General features: G+C 67.3%; 15 protein-coding genes. 2 read left to right on the top strand and 13 right to left on the bottom strand.

Features of this window, described 5'->3' with window-relative positions; genetic code table 11:
• Window positions 1-20: 20 nt before the first annotated feature.
• From ACAM42_RS09255 to ACAM42_RS09240, 4 genes are all read right to left on the bottom strand, one after another.
• A complete protein-coding gene (locus ACAM42_RS09255) occupies window positions 21-578 on the bottom strand; it encodes a C40 family peptidase (protein WP_369631810.1) in 558 nt (185 codons plus the stop codon).
• 108 nt (window positions 579-686) lie between these two features.
• Window positions 687-1,334 (bottom strand): DUF938 domain-containing protein, encoded by a 648-nt coding sequence (locus tag ACAM42_RS09250; RefSeq protein WP_369631809.1) that lies wholly within the window; start codon window positions 1,332-1,334, stop codon window positions 687-689.
• A gap of 160 nt (window positions 1,335-1,494) precedes the next feature.
• Window positions 1,495-2,157: a tRNA-uridine aminocarboxypropyltransferase gene (locus ACAM42_RS09245; RefSeq protein WP_062472152.1), complete on the bottom strand. Its 663-nt coding sequence runs from the start codon at window positions 2,155-2,157 to the stop codon at window positions 1,495-1,497.
• Between the two features lie 345 nt (window positions 2,158-2,502).
• Complete coding sequence (locus ACAM42_RS09240; RefSeq protein WP_062472154.1) at window positions 2,503-2,715, bottom strand: hypothetical protein; 213 nt, start codon at window positions 2,713-2,715, stop codon at window positions 2,503-2,505.
• A 586-nt stretch (window positions 2,716-3,301) separates the two neighbouring features.
• Between ACAM42_RS09240 and ACAM42_RS09235 the strand changes: the two genes are divergently transcribed.
• Window positions 3,302-4,042: a Crp/Fnr family transcriptional regulator gene (locus ACAM42_RS09235; RefSeq protein WP_369632749.1), complete on the top strand. Its 741-nt coding sequence runs from the start codon at window positions 3,302-3,304 to the stop codon at window positions 4,040-4,042.
• A 12-nt stretch (window positions 4,043-4,054) separates the two neighbouring features.
• Window positions 4,055-4,864: a Crp/Fnr family transcriptional regulator gene (locus ACAM42_RS09230; RefSeq protein ID WP_369631808.1), complete on the top strand. Its 810-nt coding sequence runs from the start codon at window positions 4,055-4,057 to the stop codon at window positions 4,862-4,864.
• Window positions 4,865-4,883: 19 nt separating this feature from the next.
• Here ACAM42_RS09230 and ACAM42_RS09225 read toward each other — a convergent pair whose 3' ends face one another.
• The 9 genes from ACAM42_RS09225 to urtE all read right to left on the bottom strand — a co-directional run bounded on the left by ACAM42_RS09225 (window position 4,884) and on the right by urtE (window position 15,016).
• Window positions 4,884-5,144: a DUF1488 family protein gene (locus ACAM42_RS09225; RefSeq protein ID WP_369631807.1), complete on the bottom strand. Its 261-nt coding sequence runs from the start codon at window positions 5,142-5,144 to the stop codon at window positions 4,884-4,886.
• 1,393 nt (window positions 5,145-6,537) lie between these two features.
• On the bottom strand, window positions 6,538-7,212 hold the full coding sequence (locus tag ACAM42_RS09220) for a response regulator (protein WP_369631806.1): 675 nt from the start codon (window positions 7,210-7,212) through the stop codon (window positions 6,538-6,540).
• Window positions 7,213-7,217: 5 nt separating this feature from the next.
• Window positions 7,218-8,582: a cache domain-containing protein gene (locus tag ACAM42_RS09215; protein WP_369631805.1), complete on the bottom strand. Its 1,365-nt coding sequence runs from the start codon at window positions 8,580-8,582 to the stop codon at window positions 7,218-7,220.
• A 34-nt stretch (window positions 8,583-8,616) separates the two neighbouring features.
• On the bottom strand, window positions 8,617-9,555 hold the full coding sequence (locus tag ACAM42_RS09210; RefSeq protein ID WP_307637233.1) for a VTT domain-containing protein: 939 nt from the start codon (window positions 9,553-9,555) through the stop codon (window positions 8,617-8,619).
• A 148-nt stretch (window positions 9,556-9,703) separates the two neighbouring features.
• The gene (locus tag ACAM42_RS09205) at window positions 9,704-10,714 is read right to left on the bottom strand and encodes an aldo/keto reductase (RefSeq protein ID WP_369631804.1); all 1,011 of its coding nucleotides are present in this window, start codon (window positions 10,712-10,714) and stop codon (window positions 9,704-9,706) included.
• Window positions 10,715-10,803: 89 nt separating this feature from the next.
• Window positions 10,804-12,354, bottom strand: a complete 1,551-nt coding sequence (locus ACAM42_RS09200; protein WP_369631803.1) for an alkaline phosphatase — start codon at window positions 12,352-12,354, stop codon at window positions 10,804-10,806.
• Window positions 12,351-12,884: a DUF3592 domain-containing protein gene (locus ACAM42_RS09195; protein ID WP_369631802.1), complete on the bottom strand. Its 534-nt coding sequence runs from the start codon at window positions 12,882-12,884 to the stop codon at window positions 12,351-12,353. Before ACAM42_RS09195 ends, ACAM42_RS09200 begins: the two co-directional genes overlap by 4 nt.
• Window positions 12,885-12,957: 73 nt before the next feature.
• Entirely contained in the window at window positions 12,958-14,214 is a 1,257-nt protein-coding gene (locus ACAM42_RS09190) for an MFS transporter (RefSeq protein ID WP_369631801.1), read from the bottom strand.
• A gap of 109 nt (window positions 14,215-14,323) precedes the next feature.
• Window positions 14,324-15,016, bottom strand: coding sequence for an urea ABC transporter ATP-binding subunit UrtE (gene urtE, locus ACAM42_RS09185; protein WP_062472198.1), 693 nt, complete (start codon window positions 15,014-15,016; stop codon window positions 14,324-14,326).
• Window positions 15,017-15,220: the final 204 nt, after the last annotated feature.

Below are 15,220 nucleotides of genomic sequence, written 5' to 3'. Positions count from 1 at the left end.
CGCGAATCGGATTCGCCGGATCAGCCGGGCCGTCGCGCCTGCGTCGGCTGGCGCGACCAGTACACGCCGTCGAGCCGGTCGAGCCGCACCTCGCCGCCCGTGGACGGCGCATGCACGAAACGCCCGTCGCCCACGTAGATGCCCGCATGCGTGGGCGACGCCGACCCGAACAGCACCAGGTCGCCCGAGCGAAGCTCCGACATCGGCACCGGCCGACCGAAGCCCGCCATGCGCGACACCGTGCGCGGCGGCACCTGCCCCACGCTATGGCGGTAGACGTAGCCGATGAGTCCGCTGCAATCGAACCCGCCCTCGGGCGAATTGCCGCCATAGCGGTACGGCGTGCCGACCAGCCCCAGCGCATGGATCGTGATGCTGTTCGACTGCTCCGACGTCAACGGCGGGATGTTGCTGCTCGGAACCGAACCACCGGGCGCACGCGTCGACGGCGGGCTCGCGCAGCCGATGGCCAGGAGGCAGGCGGTGACGGCGGGGATCAGTCGGAACAGGAGCCGCTGCTGCAGCAGCGACAGCGATGCGGGGGAATGAGGAGGCGTCGGCAATGGTGTGTCGAGCATGGGCGCAGGCCGGTCTTGTGGACGTGGCCCGACTCTAGCGCGAGTGGCCCGGATCGCAATGCAGAGCCCCTTGGCGGGCGACAACGCCCTCGCCCGTCCTCCTCATCATCAGCTGAAGCCGAAGACCAGCAGCAGGTTGTTCGCAGGCATCGCGTGCCGCTCGCGCAATGCGAGGCCGACACGGCGCGCCTCTGCCACCACGTCGTCGAGCCGGCGAATGCCCCATGCAGGATTGCGCGCGCGCAGGTCTTCGTCGAACGCCAGATTGCTCGGTGCCGTGGGGCCGTGCTGGGCTTCGTCTTCGAAGTAAGGCCCGTAGGTGATCAGCGCGCCGGTGCCGGCACGCAGATGCCGCGCGGCACCGACCATGAGCGCGGCGCAGGTGGGCCAGGGTGCGATGTGCAGCATGTTGGCGCAGTAGATGGCGTCGAACTTTTCTTCCTCTTTGCCTTCTTGAGCGAACGCGGGGCCTTGCGAGGGCCACTGCGGCGCCATCACGTCGAGCAGCAGCGGCGGGCGCAGATTGGGCAGCGCGGCTTGCTCGACGCGACTGGCGATCGCGGGAAGCGAGCGGGCATCTGCGTCGGTGGGTTGCCAGGTCCATGAAGGCAAGGCGGCGGCGAACCAGGCGGCGTGTTGGCCTGTGCCGGAGGCGATTTCCAAGGCGGTGCCCTGCTCATCGAGGATGCGGGTCAGGGCATCGAGGATGGGTTGCTTGTTGCGGTCGGCGGCGGGGCTGAAGGGAAGGTCGGGCATCACGAGAAGCTTCGGGCAGGTACAAATTACAGGGTATCAAAGCAAGATCGCTCAGATCCGTTTCGTAGTTCCGCAATGTCGGCAATGCAGCGATTGCCGTCGTTGGCGCCTGCGAGACGAATAGGTACTATCGGCCAAAACCGGCCATTCACCTGGTCGCTTAAATGAACCCTGTATCCCTTGATCGAGGGCAGGACTTGTCGGTTTGCGCATTTCGCTGCCCACCAGCCTGCTCCAAGTACTCTACAAACCCGTCGAAGGCATTCAACAAGGGCTGGAACCGCGCCGCACCGCCTTCCAGTTGGCACAAGGCGGAGCAGGTCGCCTCCAGCGTGGACAGTTGGTCGGGCCCATGGGCTTTGCGGATACGGTAGTGCGAAGGCGGCAGGTTGTGCAGGGCCAAGCGGGGCAACTGTTGCAGTGGCGGGCTTTGGTAGAGCATCTTTCGGCTTTTGCGCCAGGTGCCGTCCAGCACGACCAGGCGCAGGCGCGACGGGGCTTGCGGCCACTCGGGCGGTAGCGGGGGTGGGACTCGCAGGTCCGGGGCGGTATCTTGCAGACTGTCCGGGTACAGCAGCAGCGTGTGCTTGCCGTCCTCCGGCCAGACGGGTACGGCAAATGCCTCACCCACCACCAAGCGGCAGTGCGCCAAGCTGAGGTGCAGCAGGCGGGCACTGCCTTTGGCCTGGTGTACCTCCAACGGGTGCTGCAGCACTAGTACCTCCACCGTGTGGGCAGTGGGCGCGACCCAGCGGCAAATGCAGGCGCTGAGCGGGCGCAGGCAAGCGGTGCACTGGGGGCGTGGGACTACAGCGGCGGACATGGTTGGGTTTTATTCAGCGTGCCTGGCTAGACAATGCGTGGAAGGAGATGTCTCTTAGTGGCGCGACGACCGGCAGCTTTGGACAATGTCGGAAGACCGCAGTGGGCCCTATGCCGTCCTACAACCAGCAGTCGAGAAAGTCCGCTTCGCAGCGATTGTAGAAATCGACCGCGAAGCGACGGACGTCTGCTTTGAGTTCAATGGCGCATCGCACTCGCATGAGCCCATGTGCCCCCCAATCAAGATCGCCGGCTGTAAGCAAGGGGTAGCCTCCCGCGTCAGAAAAATCGACCCTCGAAAATCCCTGCTGCCATTCGCCGCCGACGTAGAGATCAATGCAGCCTCTCAGGGTTTTGAGAACTTCTTGTTGGGAAACCACCGGAAGATGTTGTCGCAGCGGTTGTTGGCGAGCCTCACGAACAGGTAGCCAGACTCTGCGTTGCCGAGCGCATCAACGGGGATTCCTGCGCCGCGAAGGGCTGCGACTTCGGCGTCCGCGTCAATGTCGAAGGGCAAGCTGAGAGTCACCGTCGCTGTGTGCACGAGAAGCTTGGCCATGCTACGGGCTCAATGCGCTTGTTCCGATGCAGCATGCCTTTTGGGCGTCACGCGCATCACGGTGGCCCGGACTGAACAGACGACTCGCCCACGTGGGTACAACCGGGGGAGCGGAGATTCAGCCTCGATCAACCCCGCGCTGCGCAGCACTCCGCGCATTCGAGTCTCCTCCAGATCATCGGTCGGCACAGGCGGTCGCGCGCGGCAAAAGCGGCGGAGCAGATGTATAGGCATTGGATTTCCCGGGTCTGTGTTGGGCGGCAGTGTTGACTGCTGAGAACGTGCGGCCGCCCAACCATGTGCCCGAAACCCACGCGCCGGTCGGTGCAGGATTCGGGGCAATTGACGGCCGTACAAGCAAGTGCGCGCCAGGTTCTCGGTGTCGATTTCCGCGGGGCTCATGGCGTACATGGGGTTGCTCTCCAACGCGAGGTTCCGGGGGCCCACGCTAGCCAGAAAGTGAGTCCCTGACTGTTCGCTGGCGCACCAAGCCCCCCCCAAAAAATGCCCCGGCGATTGGTACGCCAGCGCACAGACGCCGGATTTCGGTCGCAGAATCATGAAAATTTGGAAGCAGATCTCGCCCATGGCATTGCCTCCTCGTTCTTCTTCGTTGCGTCGGGCCGCTGCACACAACGAACTGCTGGATGCCATCCCTGTCGAGGTGATGGCCCGAATGGAGCCGTTCCTGGAATTGGTGCCGCTGCGTCTCGGAGAGGTGCTCTACGAGTCGGGGGTGGTGCAGCGACACGTTTTCTTCCCCGTCGATTGCATCGTCTCCCTGCTGTACGTGCTGGAGAACGGGCAGTCGGCGGAGATCGCGGTCGTCGGCTTCGAAGGCATGGTGGGCGTGTCGCTCCTGATGGGCGGAGGTAGCACCCCCAATCGTGCCGTGGTGCAAAGTGCAGGCAAGGCCTTCAGGCTGAGTGCCACCCACGTTCAGGAGCTGACGGACAAGGGGGGCCCGTTGCTTCACCTCTTGCTGCGCTACACCCAGTCGCTCATCACCCAGATGTCGCAAACGGCGGTGTGCAACCGGCATCATTCGCTCGAGCAGCAGCTGTGCCGCTGGCTGTTGTTGAGCCTGGACAGATTGCCCGGCAATGAACTGGTCATGACGCAGGAGCTGATCGCCAACATGCTCGGCGTGAGACGCGAAGGCGTGACGGAGGCGGCAGGCAAATTGCAGCGTCTGAACCTGATCAAGTACGCGCGAGGTCACATCACGGTGCTCGACCGCCCGGGCCTGGAACAGCAGGTGTGTGAATGCTATGAGGTCGTGAAGCGCGAAACGGATCGGCTGCTGCCTCGCCAAGTGGCAAGCTGATTCGCCGCGCCGATGGTCACGCTCGGTGCGCCGCCGCACAGACGTGAGCCATCGCATCGGCAACAATGCGGCGGGTCACGCATTTTCGCGCTGGCCCCTCTCAACAGGGGCTCTGTGACATCCCATCCGACCCGCCCCATTCACAACCGTCTGCTCGAAGTGCTGCCGCCGATGGTCAGGGCGCGTCTGCTCGAAAAATGCGAGAGCGTGCCACTGGCCGCGGCCCAGACGCTCTATGAGCCGGGCGATGTCATCCACCACATCCACTTTCCCACGAGCGCCTTTGTTTCGCTGGTTTCCACGGCGGACGGCCACGACGGCCTGCAAACAGGCTTGGTGGGCAACGAGGGCGCCTTGGGCTACGAACTGTCGCTGGGTGTTCAGAGCGCACCGTTGCGAGCGTTCGTTCAAGGCGGCGGTCTGGCCTGGCGCCTGACGGCGCAGTCCTTTGCTCAGGAACTGGAGCACAACACGATGCTCAGGCGTGTTCTCAACCGCTACGTCTGTGTGCTGCTGATGGAACTGGGTCGCTCGGGCCTGTGCAACCGCTTCCATCTGATCGAGGAGCGCCTGGCGCGCTGGCTACTGACCACGCAGGATTGCGCGCACTCCGCCCACCTGGCACTGACTCATGAAGTACTGGGTCGCATGCTGGGAGTGCGCAGGGTCGGCATCACCAATGCAGCGACGGCACTGCACGAGCGTCGGCTGATCGAATACCGCCGCGGCGCCATCACGATCACGGATCGCCAAGGACTGGAAAATGCGGCGTGCGATTGCTATCGGGCCAACCAGCGCAACTACGCGCGGTTGATCTCATGACAGGTGGCCTTCCTGCCATTCACACGGCAGGAGCATGAAGATCGTTCTCCCGTAGCATCACCGGCTCCATGGCCCCCTGTGAGAGACGCCGCCGCACCGCGGCTTCAATCTCTTCGACATGGTGGCCGAAGGTTTCAAGCGGATCGGCGCTCTCGGGTGTGTGAAAGTGATAGCGCAGCGCTTGGCTCCCGACGCTGGCACTCACGAACCGGTTGCCTTCCAGGTCCACCCAGAAGCGGACGGAGCCAGAGGCATCATGAAAGTAGGGAGCATCGGACATTGCGAAAATCTTTCTTGGGGGCGGCTGTGCACTATCACACGCTTGGCGCTTCGCGCCCGTAAGACAACGGGAGTTGATCGCTCTGCAGGCCCAAGTGCTTGGCCTTTGCCATGAAATCCAGCGAGGTGACGGCCCGCCGGCATCGAGGTGCCGCTCTTGATGGGCGGGTGCTTAAGCTTCCTCTACCAGCGCCGGATGGCCGTCAACCAGATCATGGCGCGCCTTTTGTTTTCGGTCTGTGCGCCAGCGCACGGTCGAAAAATCTCCTGCGCGGTAGTGTGGCAGCTTCAACTTCTTCAACGGAGGGGCGCATGACACCTTCCCAGTTCACCGCCGAGTCGCTGCTTCGGACTTACCTCAGTGGGCGCAGCATGCCGAAAATCCTTCGTGACGCCATTGTGTGGTCGATCGAAGTTCGACTGGCCAGGGGCGACACGCCAACGCTCGACGAGACGCTGCGAACTGACATCGACAACCATGCTGTAGAGCCTCCTGGGCAACCGACCGTATGTGCCTTGTTGCGTCGCTTTGGCGAGACTGAAGACACAACGCATGCGAGCAGTCGCCCAAGCCACAGAGCGTTTGGAACCTCCGTTTATTGACACGAGCGCACCGGCTGGTTCGTGTCTACTTCAGTCAGACGGCTCGGGCAGATTTGCGAGGCGGAAGTCCCCGCCGGGTCGCAAAGCCGCCCTCGATGCATATCGCCCCGAGCGGCAGCAATCAGGCTGAAGCAGCCACCCCGGTATCCAATACCGGCGCCAAACTCTCACCCTCCCCCACTCTCCTGAAACAACGCCGCCGCATCCCGCGCCAGATCCGAGGCGATCCAAAGCAGGTTGTCCCGATGCCCTGCCCCTGCATCTTCGAACCATCCATCGCCGGCGCCGTGGCAGCACCACAGCAGTGAGTTCAGTTGTTCCAGCTTGCATTCCAACAGGTCTGCTGCGCTGGGGGTGGTCGCGTGGGGAGGGGTCGACCCGGTAGGCCGGGCCATAATTCGTTTAGCCATTTGTTGTGCTCTCTTTCAAGGTTATGCACGTCACTTGGTTAGACGGTCATGGTGTTCGCGCACCGTGGCCGTCGCCTTTTGTGCCTCACGTTCGCATCGATCGATCTGCATCGATGGCCCGCCGTGAGGCGAAGCGGTTCCTTCATTCACTCAATCAGTCAGTGGTCCGTGGTGTGGTGTGTGCTGCCCTCCTCGCCCACATGGCGGGTCGTGTCATCACAGGGGCATTCACTGTAGAGAAGTCCTGCCCGGCACAGAGAGAAATTTCGCCGAGGAATGCGCGGTTCGCGCAAGTAATCGCGCTGCGGCAGCGGCGATTCACAAAGCCCTGACAGTCAGGCCCTGAAAGCAGGGCCCGAGCCCCGCATCGACAGCAGCGCCTCAGCCCTGCCCGCCGAACTCCCGCGCGTGCTCCACCGCGTACTTGATGAGCTCCGCCTGCCCTTCGATGCCCAGGCGCCGCTTGATGCTCTGGCGGTGCGCCTCCACGGTGCGCACGCTCAGGCCGAGGTCGCGCGCGATCTGCTTGCTCGATTCGCCGCGGCCGAGCGCACTCAAGATCTCGCTCTCGCGCGGCGTGAGCAGCGGGCGCGGCGTCTGGTTGCGAAAGAGTTTCTTCGACACGGCCGGGCTCAGGAAGGTGCCGCCCGCCGACACGGCCTCGATGGCGGCCACGATCTCCGCCGCCGGCGCGTCTTTCAGCACGTAGCCGCGCGCGCCGACCTGCAGGGCCTTCTGCACGTACTCGGGGTTGTCGTACATGCTGAGCATCACGATGTGCGGCGCGGGCTGCTGGTGCTGCGGCTGTTGTTGCAGCAGCAGCGCCGCCAGCTCGATGCCGTTCATGTCCTTCATGCCCACGTCCATGAGCACGAGGTGCGGCTGCGCGGGGCCGATGAGTGCCAGCGCCTCGGCCCCGCTGCCGGCCTCGCCCACGATCTCCAGACCGGGCATGGCGCCCAGGCGCGCGCGCAGGCCGTCGCGCACCAGCGGGTGGTCGTCGACCAGGAACAGGCGCACGACAACGGGAGCAGCAGCGGCGGGGTCTTCTTTCATGGCCGCTATTCTGGCTTTGCGCGCCGCACGGGCACTTCGGCCACGATGGACGTGTGGCCCCGGCCCGAGCGCATGCGCAGCCGGCCTTCGATGGACTCCATGCGCTCGCGCATGTTGCGCAGGCCGATGCCGCGCTGCGGGTCGAGCTGCATGGCCTCGACGTTGAAGCCGACGCCGTCGTCGCTGATCTCCAGGCGCACGGCCTCTTCGTCGAAGCCCAGTGCGATGTGCACCTGCTGCGCACGGGCGTGTTTGCGCACATTGGTCAACGCTTCCTGCGTGACGCGAAAGAGCGCGGTCTTGGCTTCTTGCGACAGCTCGAAGGGTTCGCCCTCGACCATGATCGACGCGTCGATGCCCCCTTCTTCGCCGAACTCGGCACCCAGGCGCTCCAGCGCGGCGGGCAGGCCCAGGGTGTCGAGCAGCGCGGGGCGCAGCCGGTGCGAGATGCGGCGCACTTCGATGAGTGAATCGTTCAGCCGCTGCAGCGCTTTGCCGAGCGCGGGCGGCGGCGACTGGTGCGCGCGGTCGAGCTGCTCCACCGCCGATTCGATGAGCAGCTTGGCCGACACCAGCGTCTGGCTGGTGCCGTCGTGCAGCTCGCGCGCGAGGTGGCCGCGCTCTTCTTCCTGCGACTGCACCACGCGGCGCGCGAGCAGGCGCAGCTTGGCCTCGGCGGTGCGGTGCTCGCTGAGGTTGAGCAGCAGCCCGGCCGCGCTCACCACGCCCAGGCACAGCGCGGCGATGCCGGCAATCCACAGCAACGTGGCGGTGACGTTCGCGTTCATCTGCCGGTCGAGGGTGTCCATGGTCGACTGGATGTCGTCCAGGTACAGGCCGGTGCCGACCATCCAGTTCCAGCGCGGCAGCGCGGTGACATAGCCGAGCTTGGGCGCCATCTGTGCGCTCGAGGGCTTGCGCCATTCGTACTCGACGTAGGCGCCGCCCTTGTCGCGCGCGCCCTGGATCAGCTCCTGGATGGTGAAGCGGCCGTGCGAATCGCGCAGGTTCCACAGGTTCTGGCCCACCAGCTCGGGCTGGCGCGAGTGCATGAGCGAGTTGCCGTCCATGTCGTAGACGAAGAAGTAGCCGTCGTCGCCGTAGTTGAGCGTGGCCAGGCGGCGCAGGGCCTCGGTGCGCGTGGCCTCGTCGTCCAGGCCCGACTCGTACAGCGGCAGCAGATTGCTCACGGCCAGGTCGACGTAGCTGCGCAGCTCGCTGCGGCGCTGGGCCATGTAGCTGCGCTCGATGAGCGCCCGCTCGCGCTGGGCCAGGTCGTGTTCCTGGTGACGCACGGCCAGGGCCACGAGCACCAGCGCGACCAGCAGGGGCGCAACGGCCAAGGCGACGATCTTGGTGCGCAGGTTCATCGTCGGGGTGGGTGCCTCGTTCGTCCTGGTGCGTTCAATGCACGCTGGTCGGCCGCCCCGCAGCCACCCACGCATCGAGCCCACCCGTCAGCGGCAGCGCCCGCCGCGCCCCGCGCGCCAGCAACACGCGCGCGGCCTGCGCGGCCGAGACTTCGTTGGGGCAGTTGCAGTACAGCACCACGTCGCGGTCGGGGTCGATCGTGAGGTCGAGGTTGCGCTGCTGCAGCGCCTTGAGGGTGTACGACAGCGCCCCCGGAATGCGGCGCGGGTCGACCTGCACGCCGGCTTCGCCGCGCACGTCGATCACCAGCGGCGGCACGTCGCCGCTCATCAGGTCGAACAGCTCGTCGACGCTGATGCGCGGCATGCCGGTTAGGCGCGCGAAGGCGCGGCGGCGCCAGTAGCGCACGGCGAGCATCACGAGCAGCACCACGCCCAGCGCGGCGGTGGCGATGCCCCCGGCCTGCGCCAGCACGGCGAGCACCTGCTGGATCTGGTCGCGAAAGAGCCAGCCCAGGCCAAGGAACAGGCCCGTCCAGACCAGCGCGGCGACGATGTCGAAGCCGACAAAACGCCGCACCGACATGCCCAGCGCGCCGGCCATGGGCGGCGCCACCACGGACACGCCGGGCACGAACTTGGCGGCCACCAGCGACATGCCGCCCCAGTCGGAAATGAGCGATTCGCCGCGCCGCACGCACGAGTCCTGCGACAGCGAGATGCGGCACAGCAGCCGCATGAAGCGGTAGCCGAAGCGGCGCCCGGCGTAAAACCACGCGCCGTCGCCCAGCAGGTTGGCGACCACGGCGGCCAGCACCACGCCGACCACCGACACGTCGCCCGCCGCCAGCAACGCACCAGTGACGACCAGCACGGCCGCGGCCGGCACGGGCAGGCCCAGGCGCGCGGCAAAGCTGGCGGCAAACACCACCAGGATCGCGTTCTGCACCAGCAGCGACATCAGCTGCGCCATGCGGGCCGCCGTTCGGTCGTTGCCGCGTGCCGCAGGGCGGCGCGCCGGGAGGAGGTGTGGGATGTGGTCATGCCGGGCGCGATTCTCCCGCATGGCCCAAGCACGTACTGCGCGCAGGCCATCCGGGGGCCGGCACGCATCCTTTCGCTCAGCGGGGTGCGTCGCCCTTGCGGTACTCGGCGGTGAGTGCGTCGAGCTTCTGCTTGAGCGCCGGGTCGAGCACGTAGCTGGCGGCGGCCACGGTGGCGTCGAGCTGCTCGGGGCGGCTGGCGCCCAGCAGCGGCGCGGTGATCAGCGGGTTGGCCATGACCCAGGCGACCGCCAGCGTGGCCAGCGGCACGCCGGCTTCATCGGCCAGCGCATGCAGCTGGGTCACGGTGTCGAAGCTGCGGTCGTTCCAGTAGCGGTCCTGGTACATGCCGCCGGCGGTACCGAGGGTGAAGCGGGTGTTCTCCTCGGGCTTGGCGCCGGGCTTGTACTTGCCGGTGAGCAGGCCGCCGGCCAGCGGGTTGTAGGGAATCACGCCCAGGCCCTCTTCGGCCGCCAGCGGCAGCAGTTCGCGCTCGATCTCGCGGAACAGCAGGCTGTAGCGCGGCTGCACCGACACGAAGCGCGTGAACCGGTGCAGCTCGGCCTTGCCGAGCGCACGGGCCAGGCGGTAGGCCAGGAAGTTCGACACGCCGATGTAGCGCGCACGGCCCGACCTGACGATCACGTCGAGCGCCTCGAGGCTTTCTTCGAGTGGGGTCTCGCGGTCGTCCATGTGCAGCTGGTACAGGTCGACGTGGTCGGTCTTCAGGCGCTTGAGCGAGAGGTCGATGGCGTCGAGCAGGTGCTTGCGCGAAGCGCCCTGGTCCCAGGGGTTGGGGCCGACCTTGTTGACGGCCTTGGTGGCGACCACGAAGCGGCGGCGGCCCGCGGGGCCCTGCTTGTCGAGCCAGTTGCCGATGATCTCTTCGGTGCGGCCGGTGGTCTCGATGGTGCCGCCCAGCGGGTACACATCGGCGGTGTCGAGGAAGTTGATGCCGGCGTCGGCGGCCTTGTCCAGGATCTGGTGCGACACGGCCTCGTCGGTCTGCAGACCGAAGGTCATGGTGCCCAGGGCCAGGCGGGACACGGTGAGGCCGGTACGGCCCAGGCGGGTGGTGGGGATGCTCATGCAGGCTCGCTCCGAGAAGGTGGGAGAGGGAGGGAAAGAGGCGGCGGCCATCATAGGCACGGCCGCGCATTCCTGCAGGCGCTGGAGATTCAGGTGGATTCGAGGTGCACGCCGGGCGCGCCGCGTTCGACCGAGAAGCGGGCCATGGCCGCGACGGCAGAATCGGCGTTCTTCTCGTCTTCGACCGCGCGGAACTCGACCGCGCAGCCGCGTGCGTCGAGCGTCATGAGGCCGTAGCCGCGCTTGTCCGCGCGGCCGTAGCGCAGGTGTTCGTTCTTCGCACGCATGTGGGCCACGCTGGCGGCGCTGGGCCCTTCGGAGGTGATGGCGCCGCCGACGAACTCGGTCGCGACCACGGGCCCCTGCGGCGCGCGGCGCAGGTCGGCGGCCCAGAAGGCGTGCACGTCGCCGCCGAGCACCAGCGCATCGCCGCCGCGCGACGGGTTGGCGGTCAGCGCGTCGAGCAGGCGCGTGCGCGCGGCGGCGTAGCCGTCCCAGCCGTCCATCCAGTAGCCGTGGCCGGGGCCGCGCTGGCGGTCGGCTTCGGCGAGCAAGGTGGGTTGGGCGATGACGGTCCAGCGCGCCGGCGGCGTTGCGAGTTCGTTCGCGAGCCAGGCTTCCTGCTGCATGCCGAGCAGGCTGCGCTCCGGCGCCAGCCGGTCGGCGCAGTCGACCAACGGCTTGGTGCTGCGGCCCGGGAGGCAGGCGTGGTGCGAACGGTACTGGCGGCCGTCGAGCAGCATCACGTCGAGCATGCGGCCGAAGCGATGGCGGCCGTAGATGGTCGCGCCCGCGCCGCGTGGACGCATGGAGGCGGGCACGGGCATGTGCTCGTACCAGGCCTGGTAGGCCGCGGCGCGGATGGCGAGGAACTGCGCCGGGTCGGGCGTGCGCGGCGAGACGTCGTCGGTGTAGTCGTTGGCGACCTCGTGGTCGTCCCAGGTCACGAGCCACGGAAAGGCGGCGTGCGCGGCCTGGAGGTGCGGGTCGGTCTTGTAGAGCGCGTAGCGGTTGCGAAAGCCGGCCAGGTCGGTGGGAATGCCGCCCTCGTGCCGGCGCACGTTGTGCGAGCCGCGCGAGCTTTCGTAGATGTAGTCGCCCAGGTGCACGACGAAGTCGAGCGGCTGCGCGGCCATGTCGCGGTAGGCGGCGTAGTAGCCCTCCTCGTACTGCTGGCACGAGGCGAAGGCGAAGCGCAGCGGCTGCACGGTGGCGTCATCGTCGGCCGGCGCGGTGCGCGTGCGGCCGACGGGGCTGCGCACGCCGGCGGCGGTGAAGCGGTACCAGTAGGGGCGGCCCGGGCGCAGGCCCTGCACGTCGACGTGCACCGAGTGCGCGAGGTCGGCCTCGGCGCTGGCGATGCCCTTGGTCACGATGCGGCGAAAGCGCTCGTCCTCGGCCACTTCCCACTGCACCGCCACGGGCGCGTCGCCCATGCCGCCGCCCTGCAGCGGCTCGGGCGCGAGCCGCGTCCACAGCACCATGCCGTCAGGCCGCGGCGCGCCCGAGGCGACGCCGAGCGTGAACGGGTCACGCGTGGCCGAGGGCTGGGCGCGCAGGTGCAGGAAGGGATGGCCGAGCGCGGCGGCGGCGAGGCCGGTGTGCAGCAGGCGTCGGCGGGTGAAAAGCGGAGTGGTCATCGGGCGTCTTTCTTGGCGCGTCGCTCGGCGATCTCGAGGTCGATCGATGCTTGCAGCTGCGCTTGCCGTTCGGGGTTCTTCGGGCGGGTGTCGAAGCTCCTCGTGCGTATGCCTTCGACCGACTGTGAGGAAACACGGCGAGACTTTCCCCACCAGATCGCTGCAGCGCCGCCGAGCAGGAACAGCGCGACCATGAATTCCGCGGCGACCCGGTTCAGGTCGCTCTTAAGGATCGGCTGCGCTGCGTTGTCTGTCCGGTCCCGCGGAGGCAGCAGGACTGCGAGCTTCTTGCCCACGGGGCGCGCGCTGAACTTGCCGCCACGGCCGGCCCGCAGGACGGCTTTTCGGCCATCGGGTCGGACGTAGTCGACCCGCACCTCGTCGCCGTTGACGCCGGTGACGACACCCTCGACTTCGTCGTAGGAAAGAAGAACCAGCGCCGCGTCATACGCCGACAGCAGCGCGACACACAGCATGGCGACGCCCATCGCCGCAACGCACGTCGCCACCAACACTCGAAAGATATGCATGGACTCCAGCCATCAGGAACGTGCCTGATTCTGGCGCCCTTCTCTTACAGCACCGCCACTGCAGAACGGCGTCTCAGCCCGCCGACCCTTCGCAAGCCACAGCCACCGGCCGCCGCGCATCCGCACGCGCGCTCGCGACCGCCCAGGCAAAGATGCCCACGCCCGCCAGCGCCAGCAGCGCGCCGACCCAGCCGGTCGAGGTCCAGCCCAGGCCGGCCGCAATGGCGACGCCACCGAGCCAGGCGCCGAGGGCGTTGGCCATGTTGAAGGCCGAGTGGTTGAGCGCGGCGGCGAGCGTTTGCGCGTCGCCGGCCACGTCCATCAGGCGGATCTGCAGGGCCGGGCCGATGGCGACGGTGGTGCCGATGAGGAACACGGTGAAGGCCGCCGTCACGACGTGGTGCGCCGCGAAGGTGAAGCTGGCGAGCACGAGCGCCGCGTAGACGAGCACGCCGCCGATGGTGCGCATGAGCGACTTGTCGGCCAGCCGCGAGCCCACGAGGTTGCCGGTGACCATGCCCAGGCCGAACAGCGCGAGCACGAAGGGCACGCCGCCCAGCGGCAGGCCGGCCACCTCGATCAGCGTGGGCTTGATGTAGCTGAACACGGCGAACATGCCGCCGAAGCCGATGGCGCCGATGCCCAGCGTGAACCACACCTGCTTGCGCTTGAGCGCGCCGAGTTCGCGCCAGGGGCTGGCGCCGGCGGCGGGCGCGATGTCGGGCACGTCGCGGCGCAGCAACGCCACGGCAACCAGCGCGATGACGCCCACGAACACGAAGGCCGCGCGCCAGCCGAACAGCTGGCCCAGCCACGCCGCGATGGGCACGCCGACCAGCGTGGCGCCGGTGAGCCCCAGCATCACCAGGCCGACGGCGCGTGCGCGCCGCCCCGGTGGCGCGAGCGTGGCGGCCACGAGCGCGGCCACGCCGAAGTAGGTGCCGTGCGGCAGGCCGGTGGCAAAACGCAGCAGGTTGAGCGACAGGTAGCCGGGCGCCATCGCGCTGGCGAAGTTGCCGGCCGCGAACACGGCCATCAGCGCGATCAGCAGTGCGCGTCGGCCCCAGCCGGCGGCCAACACCGCGAGCACGGGCGCGCCGATGACCACGCCCAGCGCGTAAGCGCTGATGACGTGGCCGGCCTGCGGGATGGTGACGGCGATGTCTTTCGCGACCTCGGGCAGCAGGCCCATGATGACGAACTCGCCGGTGCCGATGGCAAAGCCGCCGACGCCGAGCGCGAGCACCGCGCGCAGGAACTGGGCGGACGAGACGGACGGTGCAATGGCGGTGGTTTCCGCGCCTTCGCGGGCGGACGGTGAGGCGTTCAAGGCCGAGCTCCTGGGGGGTGCCCGGCGGACGCGGGCAAGGCTCGATTCTAGGGTAAACCCTTAAATTGTGAAGATGCTCTCGTGCGCAGCTTCGGTACCGTCTTGCAATTCAGATGGCAACCAACTGCCGCACGCCCTGCGCTTCCATGTCCTTGCCCAGGCCGCGCGCAATGACTTCGCCGCGCTCCATCACGAGGTAGTCGTCGGCCAGCTCCTGCGCGAAGTCGTAGTACTGCTCGCACAGCACGATGGCCATGTCGCCGCGGTCGGCGAGCATGCGGATGACGCGGCCGATGTCCTTGATGATGCTGGGCTGGATGCCCTCGGTGGGCTCGTCGAGGATCAGCAGCTTGGGTTTGGGCGCGAGGGCGCGCGCGATGGCCAGTTGCTGCTGCTGCCCGCCGGAGAGGTCGCCGCCTCGTCTGTTGATCATCTGCTTGAGCACCGGGAACAGCTCGAACAGCTCTGCAGGAATCGGCGTGCCCCCGCTCTTGTAGGCCAGGCCCATGCGCAGGTTCTCTTCCACCGTGAGCCGCGCGAAGATCTCGCGGCCCTGCGGGACGAAGCCGATGCCGGCCCTGGCCCTGTCGTACGGCGTGGCCTTGTGGATCGGCTTGCCTTCGAGCTCGATGCTGCCGCTCTTGATGGGCACGAGGCCCATGAGCGACTTCAACAGCGTGGTCTTGCCTACGCCGTTGCGGCCGAGCAGGACCGTGACCTTGCCGAGTGTCGCCTCGAAGCTCACATCTCTGAGGATGTGGGAGCCGCCGTAGTACTGGTGGATGTTCTTGACTGTCAGCATGGTGGGATGCCTTCCTTGGTCTTTATCGGGGGCGCCCGGTGCGCGGCACGGCGCGGTCGACCCCACTGTGCCGGCCCTTCGGGCTGCCCTGCGGTGCTCGCGTTTCGCGGGGTCTCGCAGAACTCGCTGCGCTCAAACAGCTGCGAGCCCTGATCCGCGAAACGCTGCGCTCCTCGGCGGCACAGAGGGGCCGCCCACGCCGCA

The organism is Variovorax sp. V35, assembly GCF_041154465.1.
Taxonomy (GTDB): Bacteria; Pseudomonadota; Gammaproteobacteria; order Burkholderiales; family Burkholderiaceae_C; genus Variovorax; species Variovorax boronicumulans.
The sequence above is the reverse complement of the archived record's forward strand: the minus strand, read 5'-3'. Positions and strand labels throughout refer to the sequence as shown.

Coding starts and splice junctions, on each gene's coding strand:
- ACAM42_RS09245 (WP_062472152.1), bottom strand. CDS start 2,157: ATGTCCGCCGCTGTAGTCCCACGCCCCCAGTGCACCGCTTGCCTGCGC.
- ACAM42_RS09255 (WP_369631810.1), bottom strand. CDS start 578: ATGCTCGACACACCATTGCCGACGCCTCCTCATTCCCCCGCATCGCTG.
- ACAM42_RS09220 (WP_369631806.1), bottom strand. CDS start 7,212: ATGAAAGAAGACCCCGCCGCTGCTGCTCCCGTTGTCGTGCGCCTGTTC.
- ACAM42_RS09235 (WP_369632749.1), top strand. CDS start 3,302: ATGGCATTGCCTCCTCGTTCTTCTTCGTTGCGTCGGGCCGCTGCACAC.
- ACAM42_RS09230 (WP_369631808.1), top strand. CDS start 4,055: ATGGTCACGCTCGGTGCGCCGCCGCACAGACGTGAGCCATCGCATCGG.
- ACAM42_RS09215 (WP_369631805.1), bottom strand. CDS start 8,582: ATGAACCTGCGCACCAAGATCGTCGCCTTGGCCGTTGCGCCCCTGCTG.
- ACAM42_RS09250 (WP_369631809.1), bottom strand. CDS start 1,334: ATGCCCGACCTTCCCTTCAGCCCCGCCGCCGACCGCAACAAGCAACCC.
- ACAM42_RS09210 (WP_307637233.1), bottom strand. CDS start 9,555: ATGGCGCAGCTGATGTCGCTGCTGGTGCAGAACGCGATCCTGGTGGTG.
- ACAM42_RS09240 (WP_062472154.1), bottom strand. CDS start 2,715: ATGGCCAAGCTTCTCGTGCACACAGCGACGGTGACTCTCAGCTTGCCC.
- ACAM42_RS09195 (WP_369631802.1), bottom strand. CDS start 12,884: ATGCATATCTTTCGAGTGTTGGTGGCGACGTGCGTTGCGGCGATGGGC.
- urtE (WP_062472198.1), bottom strand. CDS start 15,016: ATGCTGACAGTCAAGAACATCCACCAGTACTACGGCGGCTCCCACATC.
- ACAM42_RS09205 (WP_369631804.1), bottom strand. CDS start 10,714: ATGAGCATCCCCACCACCCGCCTGGGCCGTACCGGCCTCACCGTGTCC.
- ACAM42_RS09225 (WP_369631807.1), bottom strand. CDS start 5,144: ATGTCCGATGCTCCCTACTTTCATGATGCCTCTGGCTCCGTCCGCTTC.
- ACAM42_RS09200 (WP_369631803.1), bottom strand. CDS start 12,354: ATGACCACTCCGCTTTTCACCCGCCGACGCCTGCTGCACACCGGCCTC.